The organism is Chryseobacterium daecheongense (assembly GCA_027920525.1).
GTDB lineage: Bacteria > Bacteroidota > Bacteroidia > Flavobacteriales > Weeksellaceae > Chryseobacterium > Chryseobacterium proteolyticum.
In genome coordinates, this window is record CP115858.1 from 340333 (window position 1) to 355583 (window position 15251).

12 protein-coding genes are annotated in these 15251 nt (G+C 35.8%); 4 read left to right on the forward strand and 8 right to left on the reverse strand.

Going from position 1 to position 15251, the window contains the following annotated elements; translation table 11 throughout:
* Positions 1-266: 266 nt before the first annotated feature.
* The 4 genes from PFY10_01460 to PFY10_01475 all read right to left on the reverse strand — a co-directional run bounded on the left by PFY10_01460 (position 267) and on the right by PFY10_01475 (position 6233).
* Positions 267-1193 carry a hypothetical protein gene (locus tag PFY10_01460; protein ID WBV57107.1) on the reverse strand — a complete coding sequence of 309 codons (927 nt, stop codon included), beginning with the start codon at positions 1191-1193 and terminating at the stop codon, positions 267-269.
* Positions 1194-1261: 68 nt separating this feature from the next.
* Entirely contained in the window at positions 1262-2365 is a 1104-nt protein-coding gene (locus PFY10_01465) for a hypothetical protein (protein ID WBV57108.1), read from the reverse strand.
* Positions 2366-2611: 246 nt separating this feature from the next.
* Complete coding sequence (locus tag PFY10_01470; protein ID WBV57109.1) at positions 2612-3226, reverse strand: response regulator transcription factor; 615 nt, start codon at positions 3224-3226, stop codon at positions 2612-2614.
* A complete protein-coding gene (locus PFY10_01475; protein ID WBV57110.1) occupies positions 3219-6233 on the reverse strand; it encodes an ATP-binding protein in 3015 nt (1004 codons plus the stop codon). The genes PFY10_01470 and PFY10_01475 overlap by 8 nt, the downstream gene beginning before the upstream one ends.
* 270 nt (positions 6234-6503) lie before the next feature.
* On the opposite strand from PFY10_01475, the gene PFY10_01480 reads away from it, so the two are divergent.
* A complete protein-coding gene (locus PFY10_01480) occupies positions 6504-7058 on the forward strand; it encodes an OmpH family outer membrane protein (GenBank protein ID WBV57111.1) in 555 nt (184 codons plus the stop codon).
* Positions 7059-7179: 121 nt separating this feature from the next.
* Here the strand turns inward: PFY10_01480 and PFY10_01485 are convergent, their stop codons facing one another.
* Positions 7180-8301 carry an endonuclease/exonuclease/phosphatase family protein gene (locus PFY10_01485; protein ID WBV57112.1) on the reverse strand — a complete coding sequence of 374 codons (1122 nt, stop codon included), beginning with the start codon at positions 8299-8301 and terminating at the stop codon, positions 7180-7182.
* Between the two features lie 189 nt (positions 8302-8490).
* On the opposite strand from PFY10_01485, the gene PFY10_01490 reads away from it, so the two are divergent.
* Both PFY10_01490 and PFY10_01495 read left to right on the forward strand, forming a co-directional pair.
* Positions 8491-9084: a TetR/AcrR family transcriptional regulator gene (locus PFY10_01490; GenBank protein ID WBV57113.1), complete on the forward strand. Its 594-nt coding sequence runs from the start codon at positions 8491-8493 to the stop codon at positions 9082-9084.
* 110 nt (positions 9085-9194) lie between these two features.
* Positions 9195-10460 carry an MFS transporter gene (locus tag PFY10_01495; GenBank protein ID WBV57114.1) on the forward strand — a complete coding sequence of 422 codons (1266 nt, stop codon included), beginning with the start codon at positions 9195-9197 and terminating at the stop codon, positions 10458-10460.
* Positions 10461-10522: 62 nt separating this feature from the next.
* On the opposite strand, the gene PFY10_01500 is transcribed toward PFY10_01495, so the two are convergent.
* Positions 10523-11017 (reverse strand): hypothetical protein, encoded by a 495-nt coding sequence (locus tag PFY10_01500; GenBank protein ID WBV57115.1) that lies wholly within the window; start codon positions 11015-11017, stop codon positions 10523-10525.
* Positions 11018-11244: 227 nt separating this feature from the next.
* Positions 11245-12108, reverse strand: coding sequence for an AraC family transcriptional regulator (locus PFY10_01505; protein WBV57116.1), 864 nt, complete (start codon positions 12106-12108; stop codon positions 11245-11247).
* A gap of 341 nt (positions 12109-12449) precedes the next feature.
* Between PFY10_01505 and PFY10_01510 the strand changes: the two genes are divergently transcribed.
* Entirely contained in the window at positions 12450-13580 is a 1131-nt protein-coding gene (locus PFY10_01510; GenBank protein WBV57117.1) for a 1-acyl-sn-glycerol-3-phosphate acyltransferase, read from the forward strand.
* 120 nt (positions 13581-13700) lie between these two features.
* Here PFY10_01510 and PFY10_01515 read toward each other — a convergent pair whose 3' ends face one another.
* Positions 13701-14330 carry a class I SAM-dependent methyltransferase gene (locus tag PFY10_01515; protein WBV57118.1) on the reverse strand — a complete coding sequence of 210 codons (630 nt, stop codon included), beginning with the start codon at positions 14328-14330 and terminating at the stop codon, positions 13701-13703.
* Positions 14331-15251 lie beyond the last annotated feature (921 nt).

Sequence of the window (15251 nt, forward strand, 5' to 3'; positions counted from 1 at the left end):
TTAGTTTTATTTGTTAAATTTCATGAAGTATCTGTTAATGTTTTATTCATAATTGATTTATTTTAAGGATTAGTCAATAAATTTAAGATTATAAATTGAAGGTACTGCACAATAAGTGTTAAATTTTCACCATAAAGAGATTTAAATTAAACGACTGTCTACTAATGAGACAGTCGTTTTTTAATAAGAAACCTTGTAAAATGAGGGATTTCTACATGTTTAAGTTTCAGTTGTGTTATTAGAATCTATCCGCGGTTTTGTATAAATTAATTCGCGATTTTATATCCGTAAAAGGAGCTTACGACAACCTGGTATATTGGACTGCCGGTTACTCCGGCGGCGGCTGCCATGCTTACGGTTTCATCTTTATTAAGATACGTGATACACGATACATTTCTTCCCGTCAGTGTACCCGGAGCAGGTTGGAAAGATTGTACCAAAATATTGTCTGTGCTCACCGCATAGTTTTTCATAAGATACAATACAACCCAGTCGAAACTTGGTGTACCCGGAATATTTCCGTTATCAAATTGGGTGGAACCATAAAACATATAATATCCGTTTGAAGGTGCAGTAAACCGACCGTTACTGATATTCAGTACATTTCCCGTGTTGATTACTGTTCCCTGAGGATAATTGATTTCCCTTCTGATGTAAGGACCGGTGCTGGCGGTAAGATCCTGTCTGCTTGTGGTGCTTACTGTAGAAAACGGATAACTGGTGGTGGCTGCGGGCAAGCTGTCAGAGCTTGAAAGCAAAATAAGCTCCCATGTTGTTCCTGTCGTTGTTCCTTTACTTATAAAAAATGCATAGTAACCTGCGGGAACATTAACAGTGCCAACGCCTGCTCCTGTTTGATTGTCGATTAATTCTGCTCCGTTGGCTGCAATAGATAATACGGCTGTCCCTGTATTTTTGAAATGATAGGTTCGTCCTGCAAAGTTACCGGAACCAATAATGGCGGCAGGTAGCGTCAAAGTTCCGTTCGTATTGCTGCTGTAGGCCAGATAGTAATCCGTAGGGGCGACATTTCCACTTGCTGTAACGGATCTGTACGTAGCGGCAAATGAACCGTTCACAGTGAGTGTGCTCCCGGGAGTGGTAGTGTTGATACCCACATTTCCTGTTTGCGAATAGCTCAGAGTGCTACTCATGGCGGCAAGTAAAGTCAGGAAAATTGAATTTCTTTTCATATAAATTGTGGTTAAAATGATCAAAAAGTTAGTTGGATGATGAATGTATTTATTGATTATTTATACTGTTAATTCTGAAACTTTACAAAATCAAGATAAAAAGAAGGATTACCCGCATTAAAACTGGCAGGGATAATAAAATTTGTTTTACCGGCCAAAATGGTATAATTTCCTGGTGTTGCGAAGTACAAGACACGATTTTGATCCCGGGGAAACATAAAAGCTGCCGTGTTAGAGCCACAATAACTTCTCCATACGTCTCCAATACCATTGATATAAAAGAAATAATCATTACACTCAGAATTGATGGCCACGCCACTTCGGATAAAATACCATCCTTTTGCAGGGATAGTCAGTGATATTCCGGTAACCAGGCCGCCGCCGCCGGTAGGTGCTGTGAAAGGATTTACTAATGTTCCCGTATAAGAAGTCCAGTTATTGGCAAACGCAGTAGTAACAGTAGATGACCAGGTAGCTAATCCATTAGAGTCGCTGGTTAATACATAGCCTAATTGTTGTGTTCCATCCTTAATCTGCAGCGCTCCGTTTGTTGTGCCATTATCAATAACAATTTTCGCATCAGCCGCACCAGCCGGGATCGTATTGGATCCTAATAAAACTTTACCAGTACCGGTGATACTCAGATTATTTCCTACTGTAGTAACGATGTCTGTTGCCTGGGAAAGTGTACCTCCTAACTTAACATCATTCCCGGAAAGGTTTAGACCGTTACTGGCCGTATTTGTTACTCCACTTATGCTTTCCCATGTGGAATTTGCTCCGATAAGTCCTGTACTGATCAACTGTGCACTTTGATTGGGAAGGACCAGAATATTTGTATTCCCATTAATTGTTTCAGGTAAAGCAGAACTTATGGTTATCGTAAAATTACTGTTATTGGTAATCCTATACATACGTCCTTTAAAATTTCCGGTGCCATTAATTGCGGGAGGAAGGCTAAATGTCGTATTCGTACTACCATTATATGAAACATGGAAATCAGTGGCGGTTAAACTGTAAGATGCCGTATTAACTGTCTTATAACTTGCCGCTACCGATCCGTTAATGTCTAATGTAGAGCCAGGGGTTACCGTATTAATTCCAACATTTCCCGTTTGCGCAAAGGTGATAGTTGATAAGAATAATACTAGTGGGATAAAATTTTTACTCATTTATTAAATGTTTATGGTTATGGTTTTGATGTGTCAATAATCCTATATCAGAACAGGAAAAGTCCGTGATATTAAAGTATCATTTACAAGGCGTAAAATTATAGGAATACTTCCACAAGAGCCTGTAATGGACTGTAGAATGAAATAAAGAATCGTGTAGAAAATTTTCTACACGATTCTCAGGATCACTAACTCTTTTTTAAGCAGAACTAAAAGAATCAGTTGTCAGTGTTTGCAAATTTTACTTCAGGAAGTATAATTTTGATAAAGTTTAATAAGATCTGCAAGATGATTGGTCTTCAGTTTGTTATGGATCCTTTTTTTATAGGTGCTTATGGTGCTCATCTGAATGTTCATCTCATTGGAAATTTCTAAATTTCCATATCCCTTCACCATTAAAATAAAAATCTGATATTCTCTTTCCGAAAACCTCTTTATGGAATCTAGCGGAGAGTCCTGTAGTAATTGATTAACAATACCGGAAGGGTAGTAGTAGCCCTCACGGAAAATCCTGATTACTGCTTCTGATATTTCCTCCACTTTGCTCAGTTTACTGAGGTAACCGTTGGCTCCCTCTTTTATGTATTGTACGGCAATCTCTTCTTCATAGGCCGAAAATATCAATATTTTTACATCCGGATCGATTTCTTTAATTTCAGAAATCATTTTTTTATTTTTACTTTCAGGCATGTTGATATCAAGAATAATCAGGTCGTACTTTCGCTGGGAGATTTTTTCCAGAGTTTCCGGGTAATCTTCTGCCTGATCAACGGATATATCAGGGATTCTGGACTCCAGTATCAGGCTTGTTCCCGTAAGAACCACATCATGATCATCAGCTATAAGAATGTATTTAATCATTTTTTTTATTTTTTAAAATCAATCGGCAGGTAGTTCCTCCTGTCTTGTTTCTGGTAAAGATTATTTTACTTTCTATCATTTGTAGTAGTTGTAGCACCAGATGGATTCCCATCCCATATTTTTGGAGTAATAATTTTTCATTTTCGATGTTGTTCTGAAGCTCTTCATAATAATCTATTTTTTGCTGATCCATTCCTGAACCGGTATCTTCTACAATTAAAATAACGCTTCTGTACTCGGTAAAAGCATCTATGGTTATGGTTCCTTCTCTTGTATATTTTACTGCGTTATCCAGAAGGTTATGGATAATGGCTGCCAGAATATTTTTACTGATCCGGGTATGTATTTTTTGATCAGCATTGTTAATAATGGATGTATGATTGCTTTCAGCGATGGTACTGAAAAGCACTATTTTTTCTGTGATCAGATCATGCAGAGAGTATGTTTCCGTTTTATCGGTTCTGTGGTGGCTGTAGATATCAGCATACTCTTTGAGCGTTGCCGTAAAATTATACAGCTGATCGGAGGATTTATAAATTGAAGCGAGCACTTTTTCAGTCCGTTGTTGATTGAATTCTTTATTCCCTAATATTTCCTTTGCAGTTAAAGCAATAAATTTTACAGGAGTGGTAATATCATGTGTTATGGTACCTATCAGTTTTTTTTGCTGCTCGATTTCCTTATGAAGCTGAATTTTTGTTGTTTCAAGCTTTTCGACGGTAGCGGAAAGTTTTTCGGTACGTACGGTGATAATTTTTTCCAGTTCCAGATTTTTCTTTTGCAAAAACCGGATCCTCCATTTGAGAAGGAGGTATAACACAAAGAATAGTAATAATATCATCACTATCTTAAACCATAAGGTCTGATAAAAATAAGGTCTTACGATGAGGTTGATTTTTTTATAGATGTATTTTCCTTTATCGGAAACAAGCATTCTTGCAATGAAAGAATAATTCCCGTACCTCAGATTCGAAATGGAAAACTTCCTGTCTTTCCCGATGGATTCCCATTTTGCGTTGGGAAGCCCCATAATTTTAGCTTCTATCACAATATTGTCGGGATTTGCATAATAAGGAACGTCTATAAAGAGGTCTAATCTGCTGGATTTCTGTTCAAGAAAAAGAGTTTTATGAAAGGACTCTTCTTTGTTATCTATCATTGCTCTTTCGATGTAGATGTTTTTAGAGTAGTAACTTTCGATTTTTAAGGGGTTAAAAAATACTAATCCATTCAGAGAAGGTAGCACAAAATCCCCATTTTTAAGTTTATTGCCACTTACATTGCTGCCACCATTGAATTCATTGGTGAAGAAACCCGAATCTTTTGAAAATCTGTAATAATTAACCTTAGAATCCGGGGCCTGAACAAATTTCAGAAGCCGGCTTTCATGAACTTTATATAAGCCATTATTGGTAGGGATCCAGAAAAAACCTTTTTGATCTTCGAGAATGGTATGAGGAGATGAAATATTACCATCAGCATCATAAGGCATCCTGATAAGCCTGTTGTTTTTTAGTAAATAAAATCCCTTTCCCAAAGTTGTGATCCACAAGTTACCGTCTTTTGACCTTATGATATTACGGATAGACAATTCCTGGTCAGCGGTTACCGGATGCATTTGGTTTGTGCTCAACCGGATATTGTATAAACCCTTTACCGTACCGACTAAAATATGATCAGGATCGACCTTTAAAAATTTGGTAGGCTCACTTTCCAATACAATTCTTCTTTCCAAAGATAGCAGGGAGTTGTCTTTGTATATCTCAAATGTTCCGCTAAATTCAGAAACACTATTCTTTTTGGGTTTTGCAACCAATGCATAAGATTTTTTTGCATCGAAAAAGAAATCTTTTAAAAAAAACTCTTTTAAAACAGTGAAGTCCCGGTACGAATTTGATTTTTTATAGATCCTTAAATCCCGGTCTTTTCGTATCATAAGGTTTTCATGCCGGTCGTATGCCATAAAAAAAGGAGCTGTATTTTTAAAATGCTTCTGACGGACCATTCCATTACGGGTGTAGATTTCACCAAAGGGATTAATGACCGAAGCGCTGTCGTAAGGAAGGGTAGCATAAAAGACGGATTCTGCTTTCGGCGAAGATCCTTTGACGGTAGTGAAATCATGAAGATTGATAACCTGCAATCCTTCCGTACTACTCCCGAGATAAAGTTTCTTGTACCGTTTATCATAATATACACTGATCAGGTTGTCATTTTTTATATCGCCCATTTTGACGATCTCGGATATGATAAATTGTTCCTTTTCATAGGTGCAGAGGTAAAACTTATTATGGCTTAACACGAAAAGCTGATTGTTTATTCTGCTCCAGAAAATCTTACTATCCTTGTCAGTTAGCAAAGGGACCTGATAGGAATTTGTGATTTTTCCTTTTTCTATTTTTTCTACTTTATTTGTGGTAAAGTTGATGTAGAACAGGATTTCATTGATTGTAAAAATTCTGGGAATATTTTTGTAAATGGCTTTAATTTTTAGCGTTTCTTCAGGTTTAGAGCGAAAACTAGTGAAGGTAAGGCTGTTTTCTTTGATGTAATACCTTCCATCCTTATCGTTCATGTAAAAGTTGATGCCGGGATATCGGGTATAGCTATAATTGGAACAATACAAAAGGTAGCCGGTATTATCTTTTGATACTACTGTAGGGAATTGTTTCAAAGAATTTGTTACCCGTGGAATTTTATTACGCAGAAGGATGGTTTTCCCGTAATCACCGGCTGTGAAAATACTGTCTTTTTCTGGGTATCCATAGAAGTATGTAAAACGTTGACTGCTCAACGGGAAATTTTTATAGACCAGAAACTGAGCGCCATCATACCGTACAATTCCATTTTCAGTGGTGAGCCATATAAATCCATATTTATCTTTTATAATGTCTTTTACACTGTTTTGCGGGAGTCCGTTATCGGTATTATACAACTCGATGTTGTATTTCTGGCTGTAGACCTTAACAAAAATAAATATGAAAATTAATAGTATATTTTTATTCAAATCTTATTTTTTACGAATAAAACAAAGATATAACGGAATAGATAATAATAAACCAATAGTAGGTGAAAAAAACTTTAATTAACAATTTTGGATAAAATTTATTTAATTATTTTATTTTTACAGCTGAATTTTAGCTATTGATATAAAAAATGTTGATACTTACCTGTAAGGACAATAGAGGCGCTAAATCTGCGTTGATAAATATAATTTTAAATGTTTTTATATAATTTTCCGCTAGAATATCAATATAGAATGTAATAACAGTTCCCAATGAGAAATAAAAAAATTGCACTAACCCTTATATTATTTTTGCTTTTCAGTTTAAGTAAGGCTCAGAAGATCGGTGTTATAGATACCAATGTGATATTGAGTAAGCTGCCAGATTATAAAGAGGCTGAAGCAAGGCTTAATGCACAGATAGCTACATGGAAAAGTGAGCTTCAGAGTATACAGTCGGAATATGAAAAGAAAAAATCGGCATTGGAAAACGATAGGGTATTATTGGTAGGAGAAGAATTAAAACGAAGAGAAAAAGAAGTATTCGATTTAGAGAAAAACATTAAAACGACTACCAGTTTAAGATTCGGAAGTACCGGTGAAATCAACAAGCTGAAGGCCAATATGGTTTTACCTTTTGAAGAACAGATTCACAATGCAATGGAAACCATTTCTGAGAAAGAAGCATTAGGTGCTGTGATCGATAAGAGATATAATAATGTTCTGTACCTTGAGAAAAAGTTCGACTATACTGAGAGAGTTTTAGATATCTTATTACATAGAACCCCTGTAGTGGAAGTGAAAGAAACACCTAAAAGAAAAAGATAACTTTAGAGATATAAAAATTAAAAAGCCTGGATCAGTCACAGGCTTTTTTTATAGCTATTGGTTACCATAATACAGTATGCTTTCATAGCTCATATCTTTTGGAATACTCACATTTAAGTTATCAGTTACCTGTTCCGTTTTGCGTAACCAGCTCAAAGTTGGATAACACTCCTTTATGATCCGAAGGCCAGATACCTATCGGAGGAACAAATGAATCCTGGGTATTCTCCGGAGTACGGATATTTTTTACAATAGACTTGTTATAGCCTATAATATGGGAGCTTTTTAAAGTAAGATTGGGAGCCTGCATAAAGAAAATATAGTCAATCCGCTCTCTTTCATCTGCGTCAGGAGCCCATGTTAACTGGTTGACGGGCTTTGCCGGATTATCGGAGGGGTAGGTGAATCCGGGATGGGTAACGGGAGAAGGATGCATCATGCGGTATGAGTCTTTAAAACCTGCATTATTCAGGAGTTTGGTGGTATCCCATTCGTAAACTACGGTATGATGATCATATAAGTTGGCTGTACTACTTACCCAATCAAACATAGAAGGCTCATTAAAATCTCCTCCCAGAAATACTATGGAACCTTTTGTTTTTTCTGTATTTGCATCGGAGATAAACGCTGAGATAGCTTCATCTCTATAAGATGCAAGATTCATTTCCGATATTTTTGTGAGATTGGTTTCTGGACCATTGGGTAGTTTCGACCATGTCGTCCCACTGTAGCCACGAGGAAGATAACAGGCATAATGAGTATAATCCAGATGACCGGTGTAAGCAGCGATGCGCTGTCCGTTAATTTGAGTGACCAGTTTGTAAACTGAGCCGTGATCATTACTCACCGGGTAGACAGAAGCATTTTCAATAATCGGATACCTGGATAATATCCCCGAATCATCTGAACGGAAGGAATAGTAGTTATACCCTTTGGAATGAAGTGACTGAACCAGTTTATTCGTGAAGTCGACATTATTATAGTTTCTGACTTCGCTGAGAAATACAAAATCAGCATCCGACCGGACAATTTCATTGACAATAGCATCATAGCCTCCTGTTACAGAGGTTCCTTCCTGCCATACATTGATCTGGAAAAGTTTCAGTTCTTTTACAGTAGCAGTGGACGACCATTTGTTTTCCGTCTTTTTATTTGAATTCTTTAGCAGATCTTGCCTGGATTCCTCCTGAGAGCAAGCCATCATGCTCAGTGAGCATAGCAGTAAAATTTTTATTTTTTTCATATTGTATTTTCAAGTTTAGTTTTGGTGTTCTTTTTTTACTAAAATAAATATTTTTTGGTTGATAAGGATAATTTAATCAACATAGATTTATATACAATTTGAGGTATAGGTTAACTTTTAAGGAAAATAATATTTATTAATTAATAAATATTCATTAATTTTATAACCTGAAATTTTAGAACTTTACTCATGCGTTTAAAAGAAGGTGATAAAAGAGAGCTCATTAAGACAGAAGCGATTAAAATGATCATCAGAAACGGACTGGAGGGATTCAGCATGAATAAACTTGCGAAGGCCTGCAAGATTTCTGTTGCTACTCCTTATCTGTATTTTAAAGACCGGGATGATTTAATTTTAACGATTGCTAAAGAAGAGGGGCAAACAATGTCTGATGCCATTCTAAAGAATTTTGATCCTGAAGCTCATTTTGAAGAAGGCTTACGGGTACAGTGGAGAAATCGGTATGGCTACATGACCACTCATCCCGACAAACATTTGTTTTTTGAGCAATTGAGGAACTCAAGCTACCAGGAAGAATTTCTTCATCATTTTTTACGGGGATTTAAGGAGACTTTAGGGAAATTCTGGGACAATGCAATAAAGAGAGGTGAACTCAGCCCAATGCCTTTTGAAGTATACTGGTCGGTTGCTTTTTCACCCATGTACTCTTTAGCAAGGTTCCATAATGAAGGAAAAAGTCTTGGCGGAAAATCCTTTAAAATGACGGACGAAATTTTATGGCAGACATTTGATCTTGTCGTAAAAGCCTTAAAAAAGAAGTGATAAAATTTCTATTACATTATTATTTACACAAAAACTAATCAAACAAGGGATGCTAGGAGCTTGGTCATAACTGACGACTCCCGGAATCTCAATTTACTTTTAAAGAAATTATGGAACAACAACCTTTGCCCTTTACGGGCTATCAGAAGTTTGTCATATTTATTTTAGCAATTACCCAGTTTACGGTAATATTGGATTTTATGGTAATGTCTCCACTGGGCGATATGCTCATGAAATCACTTAGCCTAAAACCTTCAGCTTTTGGCTTTGCCGTTTCTGCCTACGCTTTCAGTGCGGGAGTTTCAGGATTGCTGACAGCAGGTTTTGCCGACAGATTTGACAGGAAAAAACTTTTACTATTTTTTTACATCGGATTTATTATCGGAACTATTTTTTGCGGTATGGCACAATCTTATGCGGCCCTGGTCGCCGCGAGAATTATTACAGGCCTTTTTGGAGGAGTGATAGGCTCTATTTCTATGGCTATTATAACTGATTTGTTTGTGCTGCAACAAAGAGGTAGGGTAATGGGATTTATTCAGATGGGCTTCGGAGGAAGCCAGGTTCTTGGGGTGCCTATCGGGCTTTATCTGGCTAATAAATGGGGCTGGGAAGCACCTTTCTGGATGGTAGCGGCTTTGAGTGTCGTTATTGCTGTTTTAATTTTCCTGAAATTGCAGCCTGTAAACAAACATCTTTCGGTACAACGTGATAAATCTGCTTTTCAGCATTTGTGGCATACAATTGCAAAAAGTAATTACAGGGTAGGGTTTGCCGCTACAGCCTTGCTTTCCATCGGAGGTTTTATGATGATGCCTTTCGGAAGTGCGTTTGCAGTTAATAACCTTGGGCTTACCAATGAACAGCTTCCTATGTTATTTATGGTTTCTGGGATTAGCTCATTGGTGATCATGCCTTTGATCGGAAAATTAAGTGATAAAGTAGACAAGTTTAAAATATTTGCAATAGCTTCAGTATGGATGATGGGGATGTGCGTGCTTTATACTAACCTGTCCGTAACTCCGTTATGGCTGGTGATGATATTTAATATCCTGATGATGATTGGTATTATGAGCCGTATGATTCCTTCTTCAGCTTTAACGAGTGCCATTCCGGATTTACAGGACCGTGGCGCTTTCATGAGCATTAACTCTTCTCTGCAGCAAATAGCAGGTGGAATAGCAGCAGCGGTTGCAGGCGTGATCGTTACCCAAGAAAGTAAAGGGGCTCCCTTAGAGCACTATAATATAGTGGGATATGTGATCGTTGCCATTTCTATATTAGGTATCTTCTTAATGTGGAGAGTGGACAACTTAGCAAAAAAGAAAACCGTTGATAAAGCTCCCATAGAAGATACTGTTCCTTTATCGGAGTAAATAGAATGCAAAATAAAAATGTTCGGATTTTCCGAACATTTTTTTTAAGCAAAGAATGAAATTTAGAATGACACTTGTTGGTTAGCTCTTTTTTGTTTGATGTACTGGTATACCGAACCCGCGAGAAACAGAATAAAGAGCGCTCCCAACGTTTTTCCTATAATAGGGTCGCTGATATCTTTTGCCAATGGATGTCCTAATGGAACACGGGTAAAAGTTTCATTAACCGTGGGCACGAGTGACAGAAAAAAGCTGAAAGAGAGTGAGAAATTTTCAAAATACCGTGCTCTGTTACTGTTTTGCTTTTTTGAAAAAAGAAAATATGCGGCAGACACCAAAACGATGATAAAGATGGAAAAAATATGTCCTGCATTAAAACCTCCATGCTTCGAAATTCCCAATGCTGTAAGTGAGGTGATAAGGGTTCCGTAAAAATATATTTTTCCCGGTAGTCTGCTAAGATCGATCTTGCCGTATTTAATAAATGATAGTAATGCTCCTGCAATGGCAGCAATTCCAATAATCGTATGGAATATTCCTAAACCTGATAGTCCCATTTTATGATGTTTTTAATTTATAAATCCTTTATTTGAAAAAATACAGTTCAATTGTTTTTTTTCAATATTTTCCCAAGAGGAACATTGCAAAGTTGCGTCAGAAAAAAAGAAATAGCTTTGCGATTTCGTTCAATTGTTTGGTATTTTGGTTCATAAAAAAGCATCCTTAAACCGGTTTTAAGAATGCTATAAGGGAGGATTTTTAACAGAAATAAGGAAGTGGAATATTATATCGTGTTATCGTCTTTTATTTTTTGACGGTAGTTCGTTGGACTCTGATGATATTTTTCACCAAAGCTTTTTGTAAAATTAGCCAGATCATTGAATCCGCATTCAAATGCAATATCAGTGATGCGCTGATCTGAAACCGCAAGAAGTTCGGCAGCTTTTTCAAGCCTTTTGTTTCTGATATAGTTGGCAGGGGTATCATTATAGAGTTTTGAAAATTCTCTTTTAAAGGAAGACACACTCAGGTTAGCCCGTCCTGCAAGCTGTTCGATCGTTAATTGTGAAAACAGATTGGCTTCAATGATTTGCTTGAAAGTGTAAGTTGTAGGAGAAAAAAGCTGTGATAATATCACTTGTATTGCTTCCGCATTTTGGGTTTGAGCTAACAAAAGTATAATTTCCTTGAGCTTCAGGATCAGGATATCTTCATTTACCAAAGACGGATTCTCAAAATAAAATAACAGTCCTTCAATATATTTTTGAATTAAAAATTCATTGTTGATTTTTTCATTGGATTGATTTGAAATGATGTTTCCGGGAGGATGAAGTAATAAAGGCAATTCCCGATCGTAGATTTTCTTTAGTATGTCCGGATAAAAAGTAACAATTACAACTTCACAGTTAGCCTCGGAGGCAGCATGATAGATTTGTTTACCGGAGGTGATACAATTGAGAAGTAAAGAATAATGGGTAGGTATATTAATTTCATCATTATCCTTCTTATATTGTAGTTCCCCTTTTAAAACATATAGAAAACACGCTTGCTCGGTAACTGGAAAATCATAATTAAAAGGTGAGGTCAATGCAATTTTTTGCATTAATGTTTTACCAAACAGGTCATATTTTTTATAATCATTTACCATAACTTTATTTTTTATCTGGTCCCGTGATGGGTAGCACTATCATCAAGAGAATTTTTTGCATGCCATTAAAATATCTATCAAATATAGATCAGAAAATCTGATTTTAAGTGAGAATGTAATAAAACAATTTTATCAGCTGTTTTTAAATTATCCCGACATAATTAATCAAGACTATTGGTCAATATTGCTTTGTTGTACCGGTCAGTTTTTCAATCTGTATTTTCTTTTTAAACATAAACTTTCAATAATCAATTTACCGAATAACAATTATGACATGAATCATCGGGCGTAGTCAATATTTTTTTGTTCTTTTGCAGTGCGTTTAATTTTTAAATAATAATATGTCAAAATTTGATGATATCAGGCCTTTTTATGATGATGAAGTTAATGATGCTCTGAAGAGTGTTGCAAAACATCCTATGATGAAGGCGTTGATGCGTTTTACTTTTCCTGATCAGGACGAAGAATTTTGGCTTGGACAATTTAAAGATATTCATTCCATTAGCGATTTTCAACACCACTTTATAGCGTATACCGTTCGCCAGATCCTGAAGCAAAGCTCTGAAGGATTAAGTACTTCCGGATTCGAAGACCTGGATAAGGATACAGCCTATCTGTTTGTTTCCAGTCATCGTGATATTGTTCTGGATACCTCTCTGCTCAATTTGGTATTGCTGGATGAGGGACTTGTAATGACATCTTCGGCAATTGGGGATAATCTGGTACAGAAATCATTCCTTCATATCCTTGCAAAACTGAATCGTAATTTTTTAGTTCAGCGTGGACTGCCGATCCGTGAACAACTAAACAGTTCAAAGATCATGTCCGAATATATTTATGAGCTGCTTACTAAAGAAAACCGATCCGTATGGATTGCACAAAGAGAAGGCCGAACCAAAGACGGCAATGACGCTACACAACAAGGAGTTCTGAAAATGCTTGCCATGGCAGCAGGGGAGCAGTCATTAACCGACTTCTTTAAAAGTCTGAAAATAGTTCCGCTATCTATTTCATATGAATATGATCCTACAGATGTTCTGAAGATGCCGCAACTTATGGCGAAATCAAGAAATGAAGTTTATATTAAAGATAAGGATGAGGATTTTACAACAATGCTAAGCGGAGTGCTGGGCCAGAAAAAACGCATTCACCTGCATGCAGGAAAGGTACTTGGGACTGAACTTGATGAAATCGGGTCAGAATTTGATAACAAGAACAAACAGCTACAGGCCATTGCTCAGGTAATCGATGATTCTATTATCCGGAATTATAAACTCTGGCCAACAAATTTCATTGCCTACGACCTTTTACATAAGACCAATCAATATTCCGGATGTTATACGGAAAATGAAAAGATGCTGTTCGAGAGAAGAATGGAAATGCGTATCGATATTTCCGATGCAGAGCTTAAACAAAGTTTTTTAGCAATGTATGCAAATCCGGTTATCAATAAAAATAAATACAATAAATAGCAGGCTTTAGCATATTTGAAATCTGTAAAATAGAATTCTTTTTTAATGCGAAAAGGGAATGAGATAAACCTGTAAACTCAAACTCTTCTGAGTTTTATCATGTATGATATAACACACAGGTCACTTCAGTTTTCCGATCAATACCATGTCAGTAATCATCACACCATCATTATCGGAAGAATTAAAACGTTTTACCTGCAACATATCAAAATTATTTTCCTGGAAAGCTTTTGCTAAATAATCTTCTTGATGGTAATAAAGGTAAACCTGATCTCCTAAACTGGATGTGATCAATCCTGATTTGCTATAATCATCTTCCATCGTACTCAAATAAAATACACCTCCGGGCTTTAACAATGCGGAGACATCTTTGATTAAGGTGATCGCTTCATCACGTGTTAAATAAGGAAGGCAGAAGCCACAAACAATTCCGTCAAATTTTTTTTGGAGCTTATGAATATCCCGGCAATCCATCAGTTGAAAATCTGCTGTAGGATTATTGGCTTGGGCAAGATCAAGCATTTTCGAGGATAAATCGATTCCTAATATGTTGTATTCTGGTTTTCTGTCCAATAAATATTTAGTAATATTTCCCGGACCACAGGCAATATCAAGAATATCGGCACGATCAGCCTCTATTTGATCGCAGAAGAAATTAAAAGTGTTCCCAAACAAGCTTACATCCATGAACTTATCCTGGTATATTTTTGCGGCTTTATCAAATGCCTCAACGGGTTTTAATATTTTCATGATTATAGATTTTGGTATACCAATTTAAATAAATATTATCAATCTCTAAGAAAAAGTAGGGCAGTTTTGAATATATACTTAAAATGGATTCATGATCAATTGACTAGAATAAGCAAAAGTCATGTTATTAATACTCGATTTGTCAATTTCACCTGATAACATAAATGAGTAAAATTGAAGACTCACAAGCTTTTTGCTGGTTTTTGCTTTAAGTGCAATTGAAAGGATTCTTCATCTAAACCTTATTTTTAGTTAATTAAGAAAATGTGAACAACATAAAATTATGCGATAAACGAAATTTAGGGTTGAAGGGTGAAGATTTAGGTTACTCTATTATGGGTGTTTCACCGTAAAATGAAAAAATGATATTAATAAAGCTTAAAAATAAAATGATTTATAGATTTCCATTATTAGACTTTTTAATTTGAAATTATTGACTAGATTATATTGGACTATATTGTTATGCGATAAAGCTTTACAGTTAATAAAAAATTCACCCTGATGTGATTATTGTTATGCAGAGAATAATATTGGTCTAAAAGCTTTATAATGAATAAACTAACTGCAATATCTCAATTTGTTATATTTAATTTAATTAAACAACCTTATAATTTAATATTATTTTAATGCTGTTTGTATTAATAAAAAACTTACATTAGCATATCACCAAAATGAGACATAAAGAATCAAAAAGTATGAAAAGCCTATGAATAAAGGCTTTATATGTTAAAACTAAATGAACAAAATTAAATTTCTATGAAAAATGTGTCAACACAAAAAAAAATTAAACACCTGTTCAGGGTCTTTGAGACTTTTAATCCTAACCTGAACAAATTTTCATCTACGGATCACATTCACTCTTCCAAAATATTGAATTTAATACGGCATTAATCATCTACCGCTAAATATTCTATAGAATAC